The 20,490-nt window shown below is 33.1% G+C and carries 23 protein-coding genes; 15 read left to right on the forward strand and 8 right to left on the reverse strand.

Annotated elements, in window-relative coordinates; genetic code table 11:
• Positions 1 to 5 precede the first annotated feature (5 nt).
• The 3 genes from ung to HCAN_RS04385 are packed head-to-tail and all read right to left on the reverse strand — an operon-like array spanning position 6 to position 1,635.
• Positions 6 to 698 (reverse strand): uracil-DNA glycosylase, encoded by a 693-nt coding sequence (gene ung / locus HCAN_RS04375; RefSeq protein ID WP_006655539.1) that lies wholly within the window; start codon positions 696 to 698, stop codon positions 6 to 8.
• Entirely contained in the window at positions 698 to 991 is a 294-nt protein-coding gene (gatC, locus tag HCAN_RS04380) for an Asp-tRNA(Asn)/Glu-tRNA(Gln) amidotransferase subunit GatC (protein ID WP_006655540.1), read from the reverse strand. Before gatC ends, ung begins: the two co-directional genes overlap by 1 nt.
• Entirely contained in the window at positions 988 to 1,635 is a 648-nt protein-coding gene (locus tag HCAN_RS04385; RefSeq protein ID WP_006655541.1) for a TetR/AcrR family transcriptional regulator, read from the reverse strand. The genes gatC and HCAN_RS04385 overlap by 4 nt, the downstream gene beginning before the upstream one ends.
• Positions 1,636 to 1,799: 164 nt before the next feature.
• Here HCAN_RS04385 and HCAN_RS04390 point away from each other — a divergent pair, with 164 nt between their 5' ends.
• From HCAN_RS04390 to HCAN_RS04455, 14 genes are all read left to right on the forward strand, one after another.
• Positions 1,800 to 2,273 carry an RNA pyrophosphohydrolase gene (locus HCAN_RS04390; protein WP_006656839.1) on the forward strand — a complete coding sequence of 158 codons (474 nt, stop codon included), beginning with the start codon at positions 1,800 to 1,802 and terminating at the stop codon, positions 2,271 to 2,273.
• A complete protein-coding gene (locus HCAN_RS04395; protein WP_006655543.1) occupies positions 2,273 to 3,478 on the forward strand; it encodes an aspartate kinase in 1,206 nt (401 codons plus the stop codon). Before HCAN_RS04390 ends, HCAN_RS04395 begins: the two co-directional genes overlap by 1 nt.
• Positions 3,478 to 4,023, forward strand: a complete 546-nt coding sequence (locus tag HCAN_RS04400; protein WP_006655544.1) for a HobA family DNA replication regulator — start codon at positions 3,478 to 3,480, stop codon at positions 4,021 to 4,023. Before HCAN_RS04395 ends, HCAN_RS04400 begins: the two co-directional genes overlap by 1 nt.
• 1 nt (position 4,024) lies before the next feature.
• Entirely contained in the window at positions 4,025 to 4,660 is a 636-nt protein-coding gene (locus HCAN_RS04405; protein ID WP_006655545.1) for a DNA polymerase III subunit delta', read from the forward strand.
• Positions 4,661 to 4,684: 24 nt separating this feature from the next.
• Positions 4,685 to 5,815, forward strand: a complete 1,131-nt coding sequence (folP, locus tag HCAN_RS04410) for a dihydropteroate synthase (RefSeq protein ID WP_006655546.1) — start codon at positions 4,685 to 4,687, stop codon at positions 5,813 to 5,815.
• Positions 5,815 to 6,795: a hypothetical protein gene (locus HCAN_RS04415; RefSeq protein ID WP_006655547.1), complete on the forward strand. Its 981-nt coding sequence runs from the start codon at positions 5,815 to 5,817 to the stop codon at positions 6,793 to 6,795. Before folP ends, HCAN_RS04415 begins: the two co-directional genes overlap by 1 nt.
• Before the next feature lie 8 nt (positions 6,796 to 6,803).
• Positions 6,804 to 7,916, forward strand: a complete 1,113-nt coding sequence (locus tag HCAN_RS04420; RefSeq protein WP_006656840.1) for a metallophosphoesterase — start codon at positions 6,804 to 6,806, stop codon at positions 7,914 to 7,916.
• A 64-nt stretch (positions 7,917 to 7,980) separates the two neighbouring features.
• Positions 7,981 to 10,374, forward strand: coding sequence for a tetratricopeptide repeat protein (locus tag HCAN_RS04425; protein WP_006656841.1), 2,394 nt, complete (start codon positions 7,981 to 7,983; stop codon positions 10,372 to 10,374).
• The gene (xseB, locus tag HCAN_RS04430) at positions 10,364 to 10,588 is read left to right on the forward strand and encodes an exodeoxyribonuclease VII small subunit (RefSeq protein WP_006656842.1); all 225 of its coding nucleotides are present in this window, start codon (positions 10,364 to 10,366) and stop codon (positions 10,586 to 10,588) included. The genes HCAN_RS04425 and xseB overlap by 11 nt, the downstream gene beginning before the upstream one ends.
• On the forward strand, positions 10,585 to 11,361 hold the full coding sequence (locus HCAN_RS04435; protein WP_006655551.1) for a carbon-nitrogen hydrolase family protein: 777 nt from the start codon (positions 10,585 to 10,587) through the stop codon (positions 11,359 to 11,361). The genes xseB and HCAN_RS04435 overlap by 4 nt, the downstream gene beginning before the upstream one ends.
• An 84-nt stretch (positions 11,362 to 11,445) precedes the next feature.
• Positions 11,446 to 13,296, forward strand: a complete 1,851-nt coding sequence (gene rpoD, locus HCAN_RS04440) for an RNA polymerase sigma factor RpoD (protein ID WP_006655552.1) — start codon at positions 11,446 to 11,448, stop codon at positions 13,294 to 13,296.
• A 74-nt stretch (positions 13,297 to 13,370) separates the two neighbouring features.
• Positions 13,371 to 16,886: a DNA polymerase III subunit alpha gene (dnaE, locus tag HCAN_RS04445; RefSeq protein WP_006655553.1), complete on the forward strand. Its 3,516-nt coding sequence runs from the start codon at positions 13,371 to 13,373 to the stop codon at positions 16,884 to 16,886.
• The gene (locus HCAN_RS04450) at positions 16,874 to 17,245 is read left to right on the forward strand and encodes an SUI1 family translation initiation factor (protein ID WP_006655554.1); all 372 of its coding nucleotides are present in this window, start codon (positions 16,874 to 16,876) and stop codon (positions 17,243 to 17,245) included. Before dnaE ends, HCAN_RS04450 begins: the two co-directional genes overlap by 13 nt.
• A gap of 4 nt (positions 17,246 to 17,249) precedes the next feature.
• Positions 17,250 to 18,002: a pseudouridine synthase gene (locus HCAN_RS04455; RefSeq protein WP_006655555.1), complete on the forward strand. Its 753-nt coding sequence runs from the start codon at positions 17,250 to 17,252 to the stop codon at positions 18,000 to 18,002.
• On the opposite strand, the gene mog is transcribed toward HCAN_RS04455, so the two are convergent.
• The 5 genes from mog to HCAN_RS04480 are packed head-to-tail and all read right to left on the reverse strand — an operon-like array spanning position 17,999 to position 20,019.
• On the reverse strand, positions 17,999 to 18,529 hold the full coding sequence (gene mog / locus HCAN_RS04460) for a molybdopterin adenylyltransferase (protein ID WP_006656843.1): 531 nt from the start codon (positions 18,527 to 18,529) through the stop codon (positions 17,999 to 18,001). The two genes, HCAN_RS04455 and mog, sit on opposite strands and share 4 nt — an antisense overlap.
• Positions 18,526 to 19,011 carry a molybdopterin-guanine dinucleotide biosynthesis protein B gene (mobB, locus tag HCAN_RS04465; protein WP_006655557.1) on the reverse strand — a complete coding sequence of 162 codons (486 nt, stop codon included), beginning with the start codon at positions 19,009 to 19,011 and terminating at the stop codon, positions 18,526 to 18,528. Before mobB ends, mog begins: the two co-directional genes overlap by 4 nt.
• A complete protein-coding gene (locus tag HCAN_RS04470) occupies positions 19,008 to 19,463 on the reverse strand; it encodes a molybdenum cofactor biosynthesis protein MoaE (RefSeq protein WP_006656844.1) in 456 nt (151 codons plus the stop codon). Before HCAN_RS04470 ends, mobB begins: the two co-directional genes overlap by 4 nt.
• On the reverse strand, positions 19,463 to 19,684 hold the full coding sequence (locus HCAN_RS04475; protein WP_006655559.1) for a MoaD/ThiS family protein: 222 nt from the start codon (positions 19,682 to 19,684) through the stop codon (positions 19,463 to 19,465). Before HCAN_RS04475 ends, HCAN_RS04470 begins: the two co-directional genes overlap by 1 nt.
• A gap of 11 nt (positions 19,685 to 19,695) precedes the next feature.
• Positions 19,696 to 20,019 (reverse strand): hypothetical protein, encoded by a 324-nt coding sequence (locus HCAN_RS04480; protein WP_006655560.1) that lies wholly within the window; start codon positions 20,017 to 20,019, stop codon positions 19,696 to 19,698.
• An 80-nt stretch (positions 20,020 to 20,099) separates the two neighbouring features.
• Between HCAN_RS04480 and HCAN_RS04485 the strand changes: the two genes are divergently transcribed.
• Complete coding sequence (locus HCAN_RS04485; protein WP_006655561.1) at positions 20,100 to 20,474, forward strand: RidA family protein; 375 nt, start codon at positions 20,100 to 20,102, stop codon at positions 20,472 to 20,474.
• Positions 20,475 to 20,490: the final 16 nt, after the last annotated feature.

The raw sequence follows: 20,490 nt of genomic DNA on the forward strand, positions 1-20,490 counted from the left end.
TAGAATTAGATTTGCCAATCAATAGGAGTTTTATGAAGAGATTCTAGGATTTGATTGGTTTTTGAAAAATGCCTACAACCAAAAAAGGCTCCACGCGCTAGAGGTGAAGGATGTGCTGCTTCTAGGATGAAATGTTTTTTAGAATCAATAAGATTTTTTTTAGCTCTAGCGTAGTTTCCCCAAAGTAAAAAAATAATTCCTTCTTTTTGTAGGGAAATGGTGCTAATAACATTGTCAGTGAAAGTCTGCCAACCAAAATTTTGATGCGAAGCAGGCTTGTTTTGTTCCACACTTAAAACGCTATTAAGTAGCAATACTCCTTGTTTTGCCCATTTGGTTAAGTCTCCATTATGACTTGGTGGGATTCCTAAATCTTCATATAATTCTTGATAGATATTTTTTAAAGAAGGGGGGAGTGGAATACCTTTTGGCACACTAAAGGATAATCCCATAGCTTGATTAGGATTATGATAGGGATCTTGTCCTAAAAGGACGACTTTTAGGGAAGTAAAGGGCGTGAGATTAAACGCATTGAAAATAAGCTTTGCGGGAGGATAAAGGATTTTTCCCGCGTTTTTAGCATTTAAATAATGGCATTTAATCTCTAAAAAATAGGGTTTTAAAAATTCATCCTTTAACGCTAATTTCCATGATTCTTCAATTTTGATATTTTCAAGTGAAATATTAAGATCTTGCATTATTCTATAATTTTTGGAACAATAAAGAAATTTTCTTCACTTTTGGGTGCATTTTTAAGAATATTAGAGGCAATTTCAGGTTTATTTTCTACTTTGTCTTCACGCATAGGAAGCGTTGAGTGAATCGCATTAAAAGAAGCTGGAATCTCACTTAAATCTAATGCGTTAATATTTTCAACAAAATGCACAATTTCATTAAGATTTTCTTTGGTTGATTCTAGTTTTTCTGGGCTAATTTCAAGACTTGCTAAATTTTGCAAGCGTGCTAATAGTTGATTGTCAATGTTATTCATAATGTCTCCTTGTTGTGTTGTAAATAAAGTAAAAAAATATGTGCAGATTTTCTTGCGATTCTTTCTGTTTCTTCATTGTTTGGGGGAATGTAATTAGAATCTAAAAGAGAATGCAATAAATAAGGACTTACAATAAGATCAAGGCAGAATTTTGCATCTTCTTGTAAATTTTGAATATGAATTTTTTCTCTTTTGGCGTAAGTTTCGAGGCATTTTGAAAAATAAAAAAGGATTTTATCTACACAAGAAATTTGAAAAGTTTGCAATAACTCTGAATCATTATAGCCCTCAATAAAAATAAGGCGGTTTAAAGCAATGGTTTCTGGCGTAAAAATTTCATTTAAAAGCTTTTTGCCAATTGAAATGAGAAAATCTTGCAAACAAAGTTCGGATTGTTGCACTTGCATAAAATGTTCTGCTAAAGATTGAAAAAAATCGCCATTTTCTTGCTCAATAACTTTTTGAAAGAGTTTTCTTTTATTCCCAAAAAGTTTATAGATAGTTGCTAGAGAGTCTCCTGTTTCTTTAACAATCATTTGCAGACTAGTTTTCTCATAGCCATACTTTAAAAAAAGTTGATAGGCAATATTTAGTGTTTTTTGATATTTTTCTTGTGTGCCTCTTGCAAGTTTTTGTGCTTCCAAAATATTCCTTTAGAAAGCTAAAATTCAAATTTATTTGAATCCAAAAGTTTGGCTTCTAATTTTAGAATTTTATAAAATTTTGACTTAATATTTACTGCGTTTAAAAACTCTTTAAAAACAATTCAATTATTATTTTAAAAATATTTTGATTTAGGAGTTATTTGGTGAGAAAAGAAACAAAAACTTATCGACCCAATGTTGCTGCTATCATACTTTCTCCGAAATATCCATTAACTTGTGAGCTTTTTATTGCAAGTCGCACTGATATTAAGAATGCATGGCAATTCCCACAAGGTGGAATTGATAAGTCAGAGACACCTAAAGAAGCTTTGTTTCGTGAGCTTAAGGAAGAAATTGGGACTGATAAGGTGGATATCGTTGCAGAATATCCCGAATGGATTAGTTATGATTTCCCTCCTTCTGTTGTTAAGCGAATGTATCCTTATGATGGACAGATACAAAAATATTTTTTGGTGCGCTTACAAGAAAATGGAATCATAGACATTAATACAGAGGAGCCAGAGTTTGATGAGTATAAATTTGTAACATTTGAAGATTTATTTAATCATATTACTTATTTTAAGCGTCCAGTTTATCGTCAAGTTTTAGAGTATTTTAAAAGGAAAGGGTATTTGTAATGTTAATTGTTCAAAAATATGGTGGCACTAGTGTTGGTGATTGTGAAAGGATTCAAAATGTTGCTAAGCGCGTAGTGGAATCAAAAGAGAAAGGGAATAGTCTTGTTGTGGTAGTTTCTGCTATGAGTGGAGAAACTGATAAGCTATTAGGCTATACAAAATTCTTTTCAAGGCTTCCAAAAGAGCGTGAAGTGGATATGGTGCTTAGTGCAGGTGAGAGAGTTACAAGTGCGCTTTTGGCTATTGCTTTAGAGGAAATGGGCTATAAAGCAATTTCTTTGAGTGGTCGAGCAGCAGGGATTGTTACAGATACTTCTCACACTAAAGCAAGAATTGAAGAAATTGATACAACCTATCTCAATGAGCTATTAGCTAAAGATTATATTGTTGTGGTAGCTGGATTCCAAGGGGTTACAGAAAAAGGTGAGGTAACCACGCTAGGCAGGGGAGGGAGCGATCTCTCTGCAGTGGCACTTGCTGGAGCATTGCAAGCAGATTTGTGTGAGATTTACACAGATGTTGATGGGGTTTATACCACCGATCCAAGAATCGAACCTAAGGCAAAAAAGATAGATAAAATTAGCTATGATGAAATGTTAGAGCTTGCTTCAATGGGAGCTAAAGTTTTATTGAATCGTTCAGTTGAAATGGCAAAAAAACTTAATGTTAATTTGGTTACAAGAAGTAGTTTTAATTATAATGAAGGCACATTAATTACAAAGGAAGAAGAAATTATGGAACATCCAATTGTTAGCGGAATCGCATTAGATAAAAATCAAGCAAGAGTGAGCATTTGTAATGTAGAAGATAGACCAGGGATTGCAGCAGAAATTTTTGGGGCTTTGAGTGAAGCAAATATCAATGTGGATATGATTGTGCAAACAATTGGTAGAGATGGCAAGACGGATTTGGATTTTACAATTCCAGAAGTGGAACTAGAAAACACAAAGCGTGTTTTAAAGGCATTTGAAGGAAGCGTGGAGAGTATTGATTATGATTCAGATATTGCAAAAGTCTCTATTGTGGGTGTGGGTATGAAATCTCATAGTGGAGTGGCTGCAAGAGCATTCCAAGCTTTAGCAGAAGACAATATTAATATTATGATGATTAGCACAAGTGAGATTAAAATTTCAATGGTGATTCGCTTAAAATATGCAGAATTAGCCATTAGAACTCTCCATAGCGTGTATCAATTAGAAAAATAATGCAAGACATTGTTAGCTGGACTACACAGATTCTAAGGCACGATGCTAGTCGCCCAACTTGGCTAGAAGAGCGAAAATTTGAGTGGATTCCACTTATTAAACGCGCATTACAAAGAATCTTTAATGGTGAGAGTATGATTTTGGTTACCGATAGGGATAGGGAGTGGTTTGCACATTATGTGATTTTTTCTATCAATAAAACCAATAATCGCCCTTATGTCCCTATTATGAGTATTAATGCACTTTTCCCCCAAATTGATAAGAATCAACAAGATGATTCAGAGGTGCTTTTAATTAGTGATTATTTGAATAATATTTTTTCACAGGGTTATTTTTTTTGGTATATTGGCAAAAATGATGCTTTGCGTGCTAAACTTGCTTTGAGTTATGAGGATTGCTTTTTGTGGATTTTTGACACTGAATTGCAAAATAGTTTTACCTTGCAATCAACTGATCCTTTGGTGGATATTAAATTGATGCAAATGTATCGAATCTTTAATCTTACAATTGAGGCAGCATTGTTTGGACAAATCACATTGGAATAAAATGCAAAGTCATATTTTGCTTGTAAATGATCCCATTGCAGTAGCAAATCAACATTATGAGAGTGAGAATCCTCAAAATTGCCGACTTTTTTGTGCTGAAGAATTAAGTATTGAATTAGCAAGAGAAATTATTGATGAAAGCTATATTGCTTCAACTGGTTATAAATTTGTATTGATTGCGGCAAATTCTTTTAATGTTTATGCACAAAATGCACTTTTAAAAATTTTAGAAGAACCACCTAGTCAAGTTTGTTTTATACTTTTTGCAAGAATGAAATCCCAACTTCTTCCTACTATTCGCTCAAGAATGCCCATTATTAATCAACTTAAAAAAGAAAAGCTCTCACCTTTTTCTTTGTCGATTCGCACTCTTGCTTTGAAGGATATTTATCCTTTCTTAAAAGAAAAATCTAAAGAATTTGGCACTAATCCAACGCAGCTTAAAATTGAAATTCAAAGCTTATATTTGGATTGCATTAAAGAAGGATTAAGCTTTAATTTAAAAGAAATGCAACTCTTTGAAGAAGCTTTGTTTTGGGCAGGACATTATGAAAAGATTCAGCATATTTTCTTGGTTTTGCTTTTAATGATTCTAAATAAAAAGAAAGAAAAAATGCATCAAGATATTAAGATGTAAGCAAATCAAAGGAGATATGGCTAGATGGAGATTTTTATTAAAGCCTTAAATAACCCATTGCAAGAGTTAAAAGAATTAGGTTGTGAAGAGATGGGATTTGGGATTATGAAAAATAAAATGCAAACAAATTGTTTCTATATTTATGGCTTAAAGACTCCTGCGGCACAGATTTTAAAGCAAGAAGCCTTGGCTTGTGGTGGAGATTTTGCACTTCCTAGAGATGCTATTTTGTATCAACAAGATACTTATAATGGAATTTTGATGCTGAATAAAGCACAAGGTAAAGCATTACTTAAAAAATTAAAAATTCAACCCTTTGGGTTAAAAAAAGTTGCAGAAAGCCTAGAGAAGCATTGGCAAAGAAAGAATTTTAAGCCAAGGATTATGGGGATTATTAATGCTACTCCTGATAGTTTTTATAAAGATTCACAAAAAAATACCCAAGAAGCCTATAAGCGAATTTTTGAAATGATAGAAGAAGGAGTGGATATTATTGATATTGGGGGAGCTTCTACTCGTCCTGGAAGTGAGTGGGTTAGTAAGGAAGAGGAGATGGAGCGCATTAAGCCTATTGTGGATTTTATTGCGTGTGAGAAGATTAATCAACGCGTTGCTTTTAGCATTGACACTTATACGCCAGAAGTGGCGGATTATTGCTTAAAAAATGGCTTTGCTATGGTGAATGATATTACAGGATTTCAAAATATAAAGATGCTTGAAGTTGTAGAGCATTATGATTGTGAATGTGTGGTGATGCATATGCAAGGAAATCCAAAAGAAATGCAAAAGAATCCCTATTATGAGAATCTCTTTTTTGAAATTGATGACTTTTTTAAGCGACAAATTGAGGCATTGTTGAATCATAATATCAAAAAAATCATTTTAGATGTAGGGATTGGGTTTGGCAAAAGTCTGCAACATAATTGTGAATTAATTAGAAATCTTAAGCATTTCTTGCATTTTGGATATCCTTTGCTTGTAGGGGCTTCAAGGAAATCTATGATAGATAAAATCATCCCTTGTGATGTTTCAGAGCGATTGGCAGGGAGTTTGGCAATTCATCTAGAATCGCTTAAAAATGGGGCAAGTATTATAAGATGCCACGATACTAAAGAGCATATACAAGCCCTTAAAGTTTGGGAGGCATTGCAGTAATGGAGAGAAAAGAGTTAATTTGGCAATTAGGAAAACACGGGCATTCCAAAGATTCTCTAGAAGTAATGCCACTAAATGATCTAATCAAGCTTTTTAAAAAAGAAAGTAAGCAAACAATTTTAGATTATATGCAATTAATGAAAGAAGATAAGCAAACTGAAAATGTTATTGAAGATAATGAGGCTTTGATAGAAGAGCAGCTTGCAGAAATTCGTCTTGCTATCAATGGTGAAATGATTGATTTTAAGACTTTGTATGAGAGTATTGAGAAGATTTTTGCGCAGTATGGACTTCACGAAACAATTGAATTGGTTTTAACGCAAATTAGAGATGGGAGATATAAACAGGTTACGCGTATTGTGGAATTGGCTTATCGAGCTTATCAAGAAAAATTGCTAGATAAGTTAGAGAAATTGTTTGAGGATTATCCACGACAAGAGAGAATGGAACAAATGAAGTTTTATGGATCTAAGCGAGAAGATATACAATTTTTGCAAGAAACAATACAGATTTTAGAGAATAAAAAAGAAAAAGAGAATCTAAGTAGAATTGCTCAATTAAAATATGGAATTATTAGAGATTATTTCCCTGATTCCTTATATGAAAATTATGAAGAATATTATGAAGATGAGGAAGAAAAAAATAAGATTATAGAACGAATTATGAAATTAACAAATGCCTATAAGAGACCTGTTTTAAAGAAAAAAAGAAGACAGATTTTGCAACATATTGAAAGGGTGTTATTGGAAGATAAGGAAAGGGAAAAAGAGGAAAAGAATCTCATTAAAAAATTTACCAAGCAAATTGGCGAGGCTGTTTCAAGTGAAGATGAATATGAATTTAGTAGTGTAGTAAAAGAAGCGTTAGATAAACTTGATGAGAGAGATGTAAGGCGAATTGTTTTTAGTTTTGATATTTCAAGTAATCCCATTCTAGTTCAACAATTTAATATTTTAACTAGAGAATTTAGGCATTCATAGGATTAAAAATGTTTCCATTGATCGCATTATCGGTTTTCTTAATTTTTCATCTTTTTATTTACTTTTTTTTTATTAAAAGAATCATTAAGCCTAAGATTCCGCGTTTAGTTTTTAAATATTTTTTAATTTTTAATTATTTTGGCATTGTGTGCTATTTTTTGGGACGCTATTATTGGAATATGTCTCAAAGTTTATATTTTTTGGTTTCGCTTTCTATTGGAGTTGGGTTTATTTTGTTTGTGACAGCTTTGCTTTATCAACCTTTGTCTTTAATACCTTATTTTAGTAAAAAAAGGCGGACATTTTTGCGTAATGGAATCAATCTTTTTAGCGGAATTTTTGCGGGAGGATATTTAGGATTTGGCTTGATTGAAGGGAAAATGCAACCAAAGGTAGAACGCATTAGACTTCCGTTAGAGGGGCTTAAAATTCCTTTTAATGCAGTGCAAGTTAGTGATTTGCATATCGGCGGATTGATTGAAGAAAATGTTGTGAAAAGAATTGTCAATCAAGTTAATTCTCTAGGAGCGGATGTTATTTTTTTGACAGGGGATATTATTGACACAGAAGTGTCTAATATTTCTCAAGCAATGGAGGAATTATCAAAACTTAAGGCACCACTTGGGGTATTTTTTGTGACAGGGAATCACGAATTTTTTCATAATGTTGGTAAGTTATTAACAACGCTTAAAAGTTATGGAATACGCGTTTTAGAAAATGAAAATATTATTTTGGCAAAAAATGGCAAAAATTTGGTAAATCTAGCAGGAGTTTATGATTTATTTGGGAGAAAAGTTGGAGTATTGGAGCCAAATTTAACAAAAGCTTTGGAAAATAGAGAAGATTCTTTACCTACGATTTTATTAGCACATCAACCAAAATTTGCTTTGGAAGTTGATGATTCTAAGAGAGTAGATTTGATTTTAAGCGGACATACCCATGGAGGGCAGATCTTCCCTTTTCGCTTTTTAGTGATGATAGATCAACCTTATCTAGCAGGGTTATATCAACACACACCTAAGACTAAAATTTATGTGAATCGTGGCACAGGTTTTTGGGGACCTCCGATGCGGATTTTATCAAGAGCAGAAATTACTTATTTTGAATTTGTAGCAGGATAAAAAGGTTTGATAAAAAATTTAGTGCAAAAAAAGTATAATGTAGAATTGAAATTTTTGGAATACAATGAGAATGATTAGGAAAATTACTTTTTTATTGTTAATGGGAGTAGAATTCGCTTCTAGTTTGGAATTTTATATTAATAGTGGAAGGGAAGATTCAAAAGATTTTGCTGTTTTAAATATTGTTGATTCTACCCCTTTTTCTTGCCAAGAGAAATATAATAGAGAATCAGAAGTGCAAGAGATAGTTTGTGAGTTTGAATCTAATCTTATTTCACATTTTTCAAAAACTAATACTTTATTTTTTAGCATTACTCCAGAGATTACAGAGGAGAGATTTTATTTAAAAATTACCCCAAAGCATAAAATGAAGCTGTTTAATGTGGGACAAGATTTACTTGCATCTAATCCTATTTTTGAAGAAAAAACTCAAAAATCTAATAAATGGCAAATTGTTGGCTATGAAGATGAGATTCCTTTTTTGGGAGAAGAGGAGAGTGAGGGGCTTAATTTCCCCATTTCTTTTAATGAAAGTTTGCAATATCCAAGAATTGGGGTTTTGGATTTTGGAATGCGTCCTATGAATAATGAAGTTGGGCAGGATAAGGATTATTTTTTGACGATTCAAAATCTTTTAAAGAGGGGATCTTATCAAGAGGCTTTAGATAGCATTAATGAAATGTTGCAAATTTACCCAGAAACTATTTTTAAACGCGATGTGCTTTTTATGAAGTTACAAGCCTTGGATGAAATTGGGGGTGAGGAAAATTATGAGGAAATTATCTCTTTAGGAAAAGCTTGGCTAAGTGCATATCCAGCAGATATTCATATTCCAGAGGTTTTGCTACTCTTAGCAGAAAATTATGTTAAAATGAATTTTTTTGAAGAAGCGAGTTATTACTATGATCGTATTTTTAAGGAATATAAAAACGATAAAAGTGAGCTTTTGGCAAGATTGAGTTATGGACAGAAAATTTTTGAACGAGGCGATAAAAAAATGCCTTTGGAGCTTTATCAATCTGTCTTAAATCAAACGCAAGATTTAGAGATTGCTTCTTTAGCGGCTTTATTGCTTGGAGAGTATTATAGGGAGGCAGGAGATAAGCAAAGGGCACAGGAATATCTTAAAAATGTTTTTGATGCCAATCCTAATTATTTTTTAAAGGAAATTCCAAAGCATTATGCAACGCTACAAAAATGGGCAGATCTAGGGATTTATGAAACTCCAGCACAGGTTGCAGAAGTGATGTTTTTGTCACTTAGTGATGATTCTTTGCCCTATTATCGTCCCTTACTAAGAGATATGGCGGAGTGGTATGATAAAGCAGGTAATATCCCTAAAGCACATAAATATTATCAACTATTGCTTCAAAAACCACAAGATATTCAAGAGGAGAGGGAGATTCAGGCTTTAGATGATTTGCTATTGCTAAATGATAAAGAAAGTAATGCTACAAAGCGTTTAGAACATTATGATTATGTAATTCAAACCTATAAAGGAAAAGAGGAAGAAAAAGAGGCTTTACTTAAAAAGGCACAGACGCTTTATGAAATGGGCAATTATCAAGCAGTGTTTGCAATGAGAGATTCTCTAGCAAAGGATGATTCTGTTTTGCTTGGATCTGTTGGAGCACTTACTCAAGAATCAATTACAAAGAAAGATTGCAAAGCTGCAGCGTATTATGGTAATTTATATGCAGAAAAAATTCCTTTAGATTCTGAAGGTAAAATGGATTTATTTGATTGTCTTTATGAAAATCAGCAGTTTGAACCTGCATTAAAAATCGCACAAGATGAATTATCAAAAGTCAAGACTCCAGAAATGAAAGAAGATTGGCTATATCGTTTGGGTTGGGTGGAGTATAATATGCAAAATTATCCTAAGGCAATTTTGGCTTCCCGCGATGTGGTAAAAATCTCTAAAAACCCAAATTATAAAGATAGTCTTTGGGTTTTATTTATGGCGTTAGAAAAGGAAGGCAGAAAGGAAGAGGCTTTTGAGCTATTGCCGCAAATGGAGGAGAGTTTAGGGACAGATAGTAGAATGATAGAAATTTATCGGATTATGCTTTTAGATGCTTTAGGAAAAAAAGATGATACAGCTATTAGAATCTATGCCAATAAATTATTAGGTTTGCAAGAGCAATACAAAAAATATGAATATTCTCCGTGGGCGGAATTGAGTTTAGTGGAAGCTTTAAATAGAGAGGGGAAATTTCAAGAATCTTTAGAAATTTTACAAAAATCTCAAGCTTATGTTACCGCACCCACTGATCAAATTCGGATTTTGTATTTACAGGGATATTTAAGCGATAAACTTAACCAAAAAGAAAAGGCAATTTCTTTTTATGGGCAATGTGAAGCCATAGAAGCACAATCGACTTGGAAGAATTTATGTATTGAAGCGAAAAAACTTTTAGAAGCAGAGAATGCAACAAAGGAAAATAATGGACAATAAAGCAGCAAAAGAGAATAAAGATTTTGAAATGAGCCTTAAAGAGATTGAGGAATGCTTAGAAAAGCTTAATGATGACAATATAGGTTTGCATGAAAGTATGGAGATTTATAAAAAAGGAATGAAATCTTTAAAAGAGGCACAAAAAATGCTTGAAAATGCACAAATGCAATGTAATGAAATTAAAATGCAATTTGAAACAAAGGAAGAAGAATGAAAATTGCAGCTCTGCAGCTCTCTTTGGAAAAATCGCAAAAAGAAATTAAAAATTATTTGGAAATTGCACATTCTCAAAAGGTAAAATTAATACTTTTTGGGGAGTATTTTTTTGGATCATTTTTTAAAACTCTAGAGCAAACCAAAAAAAGCCAACTTGTCTCAAAGATAGAAACTCAAAATAAGAATCTTATAGCACTTTCTAATGAATATCCTATGATTTTTGTTTCGCCCATTTTGGAGATTGTTGGGACAAAGATTTATAAAAGCATTGCGATTATTAATAAAGGTAAAGCTTTGAAATACAGAGCACAAAGGTTAATGCCTTATGAACATTGGAATGAAGCAAGATTCTTTGCAAATACTTTGCCCAAACTTATCAAAACCCCTCCTATCTTTAATGCAGGTGGATTTAAATTTTCGGTGCTTTTTGGGTATGAATTGCATTTTGATGAATTTTGGTTGAAATTTAAACAAAACAATGTAGATTGTGTGCTTTTAGCTAGTGCTTCAACTTTTGATTCATCATTGCGTTGGAGAAATATTATTAAAATGAGAGCCTTTTTAAATAGTAGTTATATTTTAAGGGCAAATCGTATAGGACAATATCAAGATGCTATCACACAAACTTTATGGAATTTCTATGGTGATTCTTTGTTGGCAAATCCTAATGGAGAAATTGATGATTGTCTAGGGGATAGAGAGGAATTGCTTATTGTTACATTGGATAAAAAATATTTAAAAGAAATTAAGGAATGCTGGAAATTTCGTTAAAGTTTAGATTCAATAATTTTAGGTATAATCCGAAATTTTTCATAAAATATTCTACTTTTAATTTTTACTTTTTGGAGTTGTGAAATGTCTGTAAAAAATATTAATCAGCAGCTTGAAGAATTATTTCAATCCGATTCTAAATATGTCTCTTATGAAAAAATAGCACAAGTTTTAACTAAACTCCCAACAGCCGCACAAGCCAAAAGAGTAGCCGAATTAGCCAAAAAATACAAAAAACAACTTATGTCTGCTTCAGAAGTTGCAAAATTACTCAATCAAGATGAAGCAAGAAAAATTAAAGAAGATAAAAAGCGTCTTTTGGATGAAGAATTAGAAGACGAATTTGACTTTATGAAAGAGCGAGAGTTATTAGAGTGGAGTAGAAGCGATAGCCCTGTGAGGATGTATTTGCGTGAAATGGGACAAATACCGCTTTTAACGCGTGAAGATGAGGTGGAATTAAGTAAAAATATTGAGTTAGGTGAAAATATTATTTTAGATGCTATTTGTTCTGTGCCTTATTTGATTGATTTTATTTTGGACTATAAAGAAGCTTTAATTAATAGAGAAAGACGGGTTAAAGAGCTTTTTAAGAGTTTTGATGATGAGGATGAAGAAGGTAATGAAAGCGATGATGAAGAATTAGAAGAGGAGCAAGAACAAGAAGAAGAGAGCGGTAAAAAGCCAATTAGCAAAAAAGATCAAAAGCGTGTTGAAAAAGTGCTTGTGAGTTTTAAGGCATTAGAAAAGGCCAAAAAAGATTGGTTGAAGACTTGGGAGCAAGAACAAGGTGAGGAAAATGGAGATATGCTATATCTTTTAACTCTTGCACACAAAAAGCAATTTTTAAAAGAGAAACTCCTTGATTTGGGACCTACAAGTAAGCTCATTACTGAACTTGTTAAGGCGATGGAAAATACTATTAAAAGTGATGAAGGATTTGATAGAGAACTTAAGCGTTTGGAATATCGTTTGCCTTTATTTAATGATATTTTACTTGCTAATCATAAAAAGATTTTGGACAATATTACAGAAATGAATAAATCTGATATTATAGCTGCTGTCCCTGAAGCAACTATGGTTTCTACTTATATGGAAATTAAGAAGCTCTTTCAAACAAAATTAGCTAGTGAAGGAAGTTTTGATTTGGAGCCTGAAAAGTTAAAGCAGATTTTAGAGCAAATTAAACGAGGAAAAGATATTGCAGATAGAGCAAAAACTAAAATGGCAAAATCAAATTTACGCCTTGTTGTGAGTATCGCTAAGCGTTATACTAATCGTGGATTGCCTTTCTTGGACTTGATTCAAGAGGGTAATATAGGGCTTATGAAAGCAGTTGATAAATTTGAATATAAAAAGGGCTATAAATTTTCTACTTACGCAACTTGGTGGATTAGACAAGCTATTTCAAGGGCGATTGCCGATCAAGCACGAACTATTAGGATTCCTATTCATATGATTGAAACCATTAATCGAATCAATAAGATTATGCGTAAATATTTGCAAGAAGAGGGTAAAGAGCCTGATATTGATAAGATTGCAGAAGAAGTTGGATTGCCTGTTGATAAAGTTAAAAATGTGATTAAAATCACTAAAGAGCCTATTAGTCTTGAGGCACCTATTGGTAATGGAGAGGATGGAAAGTTTGGTGATTTTGTAGAAGATAAGGGATCTGTTGGTCCAATGGAAAGCATTTTAAAAGAAGATTTAAAAGAGCAAATTGATGATGTTTTAGATCAATTAAATGAAAGAGAAAAAGCAGTTATTCGAATGCGTTTTGGGCTTTTGGAAGATGAATCAGATCGAACCTTAGAAGAAATTGGAAAAGAGCTTAATGTAACAAGGGAAAGGGTAAGACAAATTGAATCAAGTGCTATTAAAAAACTAAAACACCCTAAAGTAGGGCGAAAACTTAAAAATTATATTGAAGATTAATTTTTTAACTTAATACCTTTGTTAGTATAAATAGGTTAGAATCTTGCTTATTTTTAGTATTAAAAGGGCTTAGAATGAGCAAGACTCCAAATGAAATCATAACTCCACAAATTTCTTTCACTCATTTGCACTTACATACAGAATATTCTTTATTGGATGGTTTAAATAAAATCAAAGTGCTTGCTAAGCGAATTAAAGAGCTAGGAATGGATAGCGTTGCTATCACAGATCACGGCAATATGTTTGGAGCTATTGAATTTTACAAAGCAATGAAAGAGCAGGGAATTAAGCCGATTTTAGGAATGGAAGCTTATTTGCATAATGCCGAAGAAATTAGTGATAAAAGCAACCAGCGATTCCATTTGTGCTTGTATGCTAAAAATCTAGAAGGCTATAAAAATCTAATGTATCTTAGCTCACAAGCGTGTTTGTATGGATATTATATGAAACCGCGAATTAGTAAAAAAATGTTGCGTGAGCATAGTGCGGGTTTGATTTGTTCTTCTGCTTGTTTAAATGGAGAAGTGCAATGGCATCTTAATGTAAAAAAAGATGACAATAAGGGAAGAAAAGGCTATGAGAGAGCAAAAGAAGTTGCCTTAGAATATCAAGATATTTTTGGAGAAGATTTTTATTTAGAACTTATGCGGCACGGGATTGAGGAGCAGCAGCTTATTGATAATCAAATTCTTCAAATTTCTTTAGAAACTGGTATTAAAATTATCGCAACCAATGACACACATTACACCAAACAAAGTGATTCTACTGCCCAAGAAGTGGCTTTTTGTATTGGGTTTGGAAAAGATTTTAATGATCCTAATCGTATGCGACACACGGTGCAAGAATTTTATATTAAAAGCCCAGAAGAAATGGCACAATTGTATGCAGATTTTCCAGAGGCATTGGCTAATACACAAGAAATTGCTAATAAATGTAATTTGGAATTACATTTAGGTGATCCCACTCCGCCTAGTTTTAAATTCACAGCAGAATATGCTAAAGCTGAAAATTTAGATTTTACTCAAGATAGTGAATATTTTGCTTATAAGTGTAGGGAAGGACTAAAAAAGCGCCTATTAAATATCCCCCAAGAAAAACATCAAGAATACACAGAAAGACTAGAGAGAGAAATTGAGATTATTAATAAAATGAAATTTCCAGGCTATATGCTGATTGTATGGGATTTTGTGCGTGCTGCAAAAGAGCGAGGGATTCCAGTTGGACCAGGTCGTGGAAGTGCAGCAGGGAGTTTAGTGGCTTTTTGTTTGGAGATTACCAATATTGATCCGATGAAATATGATTTACTTTTTGAACGATTCTTGAATCCTGAACGCGTAAGTATGCCTGATATTGATATGGACTTTTGCCAAAGTCGGCGTGAAGAGATTTTGGAATATGTGACAGAAAAGTATGGGCGTCATAATGTTGCACAAGTGATTACTTTTGGTATGATGAAAGCAAAGGCTGTTATCCGAGATGTGGCAAGGGTTATGGGAATGCCTTATGGAGAGGCAGATTCCTTTGCCAAGCTTATTCCAAAAGATCTTGATATTACTTTGGAAAAAGCTTATGAAAAAGAACCTAAGATTAAAGAATTAATTGAGAAAAATCCTTTAGCTAAGAAAATATGGGATTTTGCAGTTATCTTAGAAAACACCAAGAGAAATCCAGGAACTCACGCTGCGGCAGTTGTTATTGATTCGGAAAATGAACTATGGCACAAAGCACCTTTGTATCGATCTTCTAGGGATGGAATCATTGCGACGCAATATTCAATGAAATATCTTGAAGATGTGGATTTAATTAAATTTGACTTTTTGGGTTTAAAGACATTGACTTTGATTGATGATGCTTTGAAATTAATTAAAAATCGTCATCATTTAGAGATTGATTTTTTAAAGCTTGATGTGGATGATAAGAAAGTGTATGAAACCTTGCAAAGCGGTAACACGCTTGGAATATTCCAAATTGAATCAAGTATGTTTCAAGGAATTAATAAACGCCTAAAACCAAGCACTTTTGAAGATATTATTGCAATCATTGCATTAGGCAGACCAGGACCTATGGAATCAGGAATGGTGAGTGATTTTATTGATAGAAAGCACGGGAAAGCACCTATTGTTTATATGTTTCCCGAATTAGAGCCAATTTTAAAGCCAACCTATGGGACAATTGTTTATCAAGAACAAGTTATGCAAATAGTGCAAAGAATCGGTGGTTTTAGCCTTGGTGAAGCCGATTTGATTCGTAGGGCAATGGGAAAAAAAGATGCACAAATTATGGCGGATAATAAAAATAAGTTTGCTCAAGGGGCGCAAAGTCAAGGTTTTGATAAAGCAAAAGCAGAAGAGCTTTGGGAATTGATTGTTAAATTTGCAGGATATGGGTTTAATAAATCGCATTCAGCAGCCTATGCGATGCTTACCTTTGAAACAGCCTATTTAAAGACTTATTATCCTAAAGAATTTATGGCAGCCTTGCTAACTTCAGAAAAGAATGCGACAGAGAAGATTGTAGAATATATTGAAGAAGCTAATAAAATGGATATTAAAGTTCTTCCGCCCAATTTGCAAAAATCAGAATTAGAATTTAGTGTTGCAAAGATTGAAGGTGAAGATTGTATTTTATTTGGATTGGGTGCGATTAAAGGTGCTGGAGAGGTGGCTATTAATGTTATCTTAGAGGAACGCAAAAACAATGGTGAATTTAAAGATTTAGAAGACTTTTTAGCAAGGATTGATCCTCAAAAGGTCAATAAAAAATCTTTAGAATCTTTTATTAAAAGTGGAGCAATGGATTGCTTTAATTATACAAGAAAAACGCTTTTAGAACAGGTGGAGATTCTAACAGAAAGTGCAAGAGTGGCACAAACAGCTAGAAAAGAAGCAGAAAATTCTCTTTTTGGAGATAGTGAGGAATTTACAAGTGTTGCATTGGAGCTTGAAAACAAAGGAGAATTTGATAAAAAGCAGATTTTAGAGTTTGAAAAAGAAAGTTTAGGATTCTATGCTTCAGGGCATCCACTTGAAAATTATAAAGAGATTATAAAATCAATTGATTGTGTCTATACTAATCAGATTCAAGACATTGCAGAAAATAGTCATATTTTGTTAATAGGCAGTATTGAAGATGTGATTACTAAATTTTCAAAAACAGGTAAGCGTTATGGTATTTTAAAATTACAAGATTTGTATGGTAGCATAGAACTCACCATTTTTGAAAAGACACTTCTAGCTCTAGAAGAAATGGACAAAGAGATTCCAATTGCTGTTAAATGTATGGTTCAAGAACAAAATGATTCAAAAAGTCTAAAAGCAGAAAAAATTTTAAGTTTAGAAGAAGCGCAAAAAGAAAAAGTGGATTTTGTAGTGCAAAAGGCTGATACAAACAATCCTTTGATTTTGTTGATTAATTCACAAATTAATAAACAAATACTTCAAAATTTAAGGGAAGCAGCGATTCGTCATCAAGGTAAAAGAGAATTAAGGATTTTATTTAAAACGGAAACTCAAGAGCTAGAAATGGCAAGTGCATTTTTTGTGCATAGTCAGATTAAAGAAGAGTTTAAAGAGCTAGAATGGATCGATTAGATTTAAGCCATTTCTCAATAGGTGCAAACTTTGAAGATACTATTGATGTGCTATGTAAGAAATGTGGGAATCTTCAAAGTCAATGTGTTTGCAAAAAGAAAGCAGAGATAAAAGACAGAGATTCTTATTTTTTGTGGGTTAAGGAACAAAAATGTAAGGGCAAAGATATAACACTTTGCGGTGTTATTTATGAATCGAGTGAAAATATCATAAAAATGCTAAAAGAAATTAAAAAAGCTTTAGCTTGTGGTGGTAGTTTTAAAGAAGATTTGGGTGGATATGTTTTGGAATTTCAAGGGAAACATTTAGAAAAGCTCAAAGCTTTTTTAAAGAAAGAAAAATTTAAATTTAAAAAGTAAGAATATGCGATTAAATCAATATATAGCTCATCACTCTAAGTTTTCAAGAAGAGAAGCAGATCAATTAATTAAAGAGGGCAAGGTTTCAATTAACAAAGAAATTATTAAAGATTTTTCTTATCAAGTTAAGAATCACACAAAAGTTTATGTTAATGGAAAGTGCTTGAAGGAAAAAGAGGAATATACGGTAATTGTTTATAATAAACCCAAGGGTGAGTTGGTGAGCAAAAGAGATGATAGAGGACGGAGAGTGATTTATGAATCGCTTCCTAAGCGATTTAAAGATTTTATCCCTATTGGTAGGCTTGATTTTGCTAGTGAAGGGTTGCTTTTATTGACAGATAGTGTAAAAGTAGCTACTAAGCTAATGGAAAGCAAGTTAGAACGCGTGTATCTTTTGAAGCTTTCAGGTGAGATTAAAGAAGAAGTGTTTGAAGCTATGGAAAATGGCTTAAGTTTGCAAGATGCAAGATTAGGAGGGCATCAAAAAAGCAAAATTAAAGCAATGGAATTTTCTCCTTTTATGGGATATTGGGTTTCAAAAAATACAGCAAAGCTTTCTAAGATTAAGGTGGCTATTAATGAGGGTAAAAATCGTGAATTAAGACGCTTTTTTGCTCATTTTAATTTAAAAGTTTTGGATTTAAAACGCGTTGCTTATGGCTTTGTTTCACTTAATAATCTCCCTACGCAAAAAGTGCGTTTTTTAGAGAGAGGGGAATATAATAAATTGCATAAATTTTTAGAAGAAGACTAGGATTTTGGTCGGAAAGCTTTGATGATGTCGGGGTTAGTTTGCAAGTAAGCTGCACCAATTAAATCAAGGCAGTAAGGGATAGCAGGGAATACGGCATCAAGGCATTCTCGGATTGATTTTGGTTTGCCAGGTAGATTAAGGATTAGAGTTTGATTGCGGATTCCTGCGGTTTGGCGAGATAGAATTGCTGTTGGGACATATTTTAGGCTGGTTTGTCGCATAAGCTCTCCAAAACCTGGTAGCATTTTTTGGCATACGGCTTCTGTGGCTTCGGGAGTCACATCTCTTATTGCAGGTCCTGTTCCACCTGTGGTAACAATTAAGTCACATTTTTCAATGTCGGCTAATTCTATGAGTTGAGATTTGATTTGCTCTAAATCATCTCCAATTAAACGATAGACACTTTCCCAAGGGGAAGTGAGATAATCTTTGAGTGTGTTAATGATGGCTTGTCCGGAAATATCTTCATAAACTCCCGCACTTGCTCTATCAGAAAGAGTTAGGATACCTATTTTTGCTTGATTCATTTGTAATCCTTAATATTTATATTAATCCAATTTAGAATTTCTTGTGGGTTATTGAGGTTTAAAAGAGGAATGTTTTTGGGTAATAAATCTCTATTAATTGAATCATCAATGGCTAAGGCATTGCTAAAAGGCAAAAAACGCTCATCAAAGATTCCTCTAGCAACGCAGATTCTAGGTAAGGGTAATTCCTTTAATCCCTCCACAAAAAGATAGTCGCAATCTCCAAATTTTTGGATTAATGATTCTAAATTTAAGCCTTGATGGAATCTTAGTGTGGTTTGTGATGGGCTTAAGATAGCAATATCTGCACCAGTCTTATAAAAAATATCAGAATCTTTGCCTTCTGTGTCAATGGAAGCTTTATTTTTTGGATCGTGTTTAATAATGCAAACGCGTTTTGTAGGGGTTAAAAGGAGAGAAAGTTTTTGGATAAGCGTAGTTTTTCCGCTATTGGAATTTCCGCTAAAGGCAATAGCTTTCATTGTAGGATTCCACTAAAGGGTAATTTATAACTTCGCTCTTTTGCATAGATTCTTGCTCCATTTTTTAAGTCATATTTCCAAATGGGAGCTTTGTGCTTAAAATCTTCAACGAAATCTTCAAAAACTTCCAAACAAGCGCGTCTTTTTAAGCTAAAGATTCCTGCCATATAAGAGCTTTGATGATTAAAAACATCACCTCTAGAATGTGCCATTTTTAAAAATACCCCATTTTCCAAAACTTTCTTACTCCAACCTAAAAACCACTGCTCTAAGAGTGGCTCATAAATATCAAAACTCAATCCATCACACCCATTCTCTGCACGCACAATCCCTGTAAAAATACTATTGGCACCTAGGTTGTTTTGGGAGGCAAAATCATACCATTTTTGATAAATTTGGGCTGTGTTTAAAGCGCCATCAAAAATTTCTAAGCCCATTGTTTTAGTATGCATCATCCACCACACACTGGAGGTAAAATCACTACTTTATCTCCATCTTTTAAGGGGGTATCTAGGGATTGCACAATTTCATCATTTAAAGCAATAGCGCAATCTTTTAGCCAAGCTTGTATATTAGAATCTTGTTGTAATTCTTGTTTTAGAGCATAAAAATCTTTGGCATTGCTTGTAAATTTTTGATTTCCAAGCGGTCCCAACAATTCAACTTCAATCATTAAAATCCTTTTTATAGAAGTTCAATATATTCTTCATTCATATTATAAGGAGGCGTTTTTTCTTTTTTGGGAGGTTTTGGTGCTTGAGCTTTTGGCATTGGCTTGTTTTGTGGTGTGGTTGCGATAATCTTTCCTGTTCTTGCATCCACCATAAAAGCAGTGCCTTTTGGATATTTTTGCATTTCTTTTTGAAGTGATTTATCAAAATTATCTAGTGCAGCAATTTGTAATTTTGGTTTGGGATGAAATGCAACAAAGGTATCAGCATAAAGATAAGAGGATAATGCACCGACACAAAATGATAGAATTAAAGGCTTTAAAAAAGTTGATTTCATTTCCGAAATTCCTTTTGTTTTGAAGTTAATTTGTTATAATTCTATAATATTTTAAGGACAAAGTAAAGGAGAATCCATTAATGTTAGAAATCACAGCAACAAAAAAAGCACCCCAAGCAATTGGTCCTTACTCACAGGCAATTAGCGCAAATGGAATCATTTATACCTCAGGTCAAATTGGGCTTACACCTAGTGGAGAATTAGTTCAAGGCATTGAAGCACAAACAAGACAGGTTTTGGAGAATCTTAGTGAGGTTTTAAAAGCTTCTAATAGTGGCTTAAGTCAAGTTATTAAGACAACTATTTTTTTAAGCGATATGGAGCATTTTGGTATTGTTAATGGAATCTATGCGGAATTTTTTGGAGATCATAAACCAGCTAGAAGCACCGTGGCTGTAAAGACATTGCCTAAAGATGCGTTGGTTGAGATTGAGTGCATTGCATTGCAAAATTAATGTTTTATTAATAAAA

Source organism: Helicobacter canadensis MIT 98-5491 (genome assembly GCF_000162575.1).
In the GTDB taxonomy this organism is placed as follows: domain Bacteria; phylum Campylobacterota; class Campylobacteria; order Campylobacterales; family Helicobacteraceae; genus Helicobacter_D; species Helicobacter_D canadensis.

What these genes read in the sequence shown, in the direction of transcription:
- ung (WP_006655539.1), bottom strand. Translation starts at nt 698, where the DNA reads ATGCAAGATCTTAATATTTCACTTGAAAATATCAAAATTGAAGAATCA.
- gatC (WP_006655540.1), bottom strand. Translation starts at nt 991, where the DNA reads ATGAATAACATTGACAATCAACTATTAGCACGCTTGCAAAATTTAGCA.
- HCAN_RS04395 (WP_006655543.1), top strand. Translation starts at nt 2,273, where the DNA reads ATGTTAATTGTTCAAAAATATGGTGGCACTAGTGTTGGTGATTGTGAA.
- HCAN_RS04400 (WP_006655544.1), top strand. Translation starts at nt 3,478, where the DNA reads ATGCAAGACATTGTTAGCTGGACTACACAGATTCTAAGGCACGATGCT.
- HCAN_RS04405 (WP_006655545.1), top strand. Translation starts at nt 4,025, where the DNA reads ATGCAAAGTCATATTTTGCTTGTAAATGATCCCATTGCAGTAGCAAAT.
- folP (WP_006655546.1), top strand. Translation starts at nt 4,685, where the DNA reads ATGGAGATTTTTATTAAAGCCTTAAATAACCCATTGCAAGAGTTAAAA.
- HCAN_RS04415 (WP_006655547.1), top strand. Translation starts at nt 5,815, where the DNA reads ATGGAGAGAAAAGAGTTAATTTGGCAATTAGGAAAACACGGGCATTCC.
- HCAN_RS04420 (WP_006656840.1), top strand. Translation starts at nt 6,804, where the DNA reads ATGTTTCCATTGATCGCATTATCGGTTTTCTTAATTTTTCATCTTTTT.
- HCAN_RS04425 (WP_006656841.1), top strand. Translation starts at nt 7,981, where the DNA reads ATGAGAATGATTAGGAAAATTACTTTTTTATTGTTAATGGGAGTAGAA.
- xseB (WP_006656842.1), top strand. Translation starts at nt 10,364, where the DNA reads ATGGACAATAAAGCAGCAAAAGAGAATAAAGATTTTGAAATGAGCCTT.
- HCAN_RS04435 (WP_006655551.1), top strand. Translation starts at nt 10,585, where the DNA reads ATGAAAATTGCAGCTCTGCAGCTCTCTTTGGAAAAATCGCAAAAAGAA.
- rpoD (WP_006655552.1), top strand. Translation starts at nt 11,446, where the DNA reads ATGTCTGTAAAAAATATTAATCAGCAGCTTGAAGAATTATTTCAATCC.
- dnaE (WP_006655553.1), top strand. Translation starts at nt 13,371, where the DNA reads ATGAGCAAGACTCCAAATGAAATCATAACTCCACAAATTTCTTTCACT.
- HCAN_RS04450 (WP_006655554.1), top strand. Translation starts at nt 16,874, where the DNA reads ATGGATCGATTAGATTTAAGCCATTTCTCAATAGGTGCAAACTTTGAA.
- HCAN_RS04455 (WP_006655555.1), top strand. Translation starts at nt 17,250, where the DNA reads ATGCGATTAAATCAATATATAGCTCATCACTCTAAGTTTTCAAGAAGA.
- mog (WP_006656843.1), bottom strand. Translation starts at nt 18,529, where the DNA reads ATGAATCAAGCAAAAATAGGTATCCTAACTCTTTCTGATAGAGCAAGT.
- mobB (WP_006655557.1), bottom strand. Translation starts at nt 19,011, where the DNA reads ATGAAAGCTATTGCCTTTAGCGGAAATTCCAATAGCGGAAAAACTACG.
- HCAN_RS04470 (WP_006656844.1), bottom strand. Translation starts at nt 19,463, where the DNA reads ATGCATACTAAAACAATGGGCTTAGAAATTTTTGATGGCGCTTTAAAC.
- HCAN_RS04475 (WP_006655559.1), bottom strand. Translation starts at nt 19,684, where the DNA reads ATGATTGAAGTTGAATTGTTGGGACCGCTTGGAAATCAAAAATTTACA.
- HCAN_RS04480 (WP_006655560.1), bottom strand. Translation starts at nt 20,019, where the DNA reads ATGAAATCAACTTTTTTAAAGCCTTTAATTCTATCATTTTGTGTCGGT.
- HCAN_RS04485 (WP_006655561.1), top strand. Translation starts at nt 20,100, where the DNA reads ATGTTAGAAATCACAGCAACAAAAAAAGCACCCCAAGCAATTGGTCCT.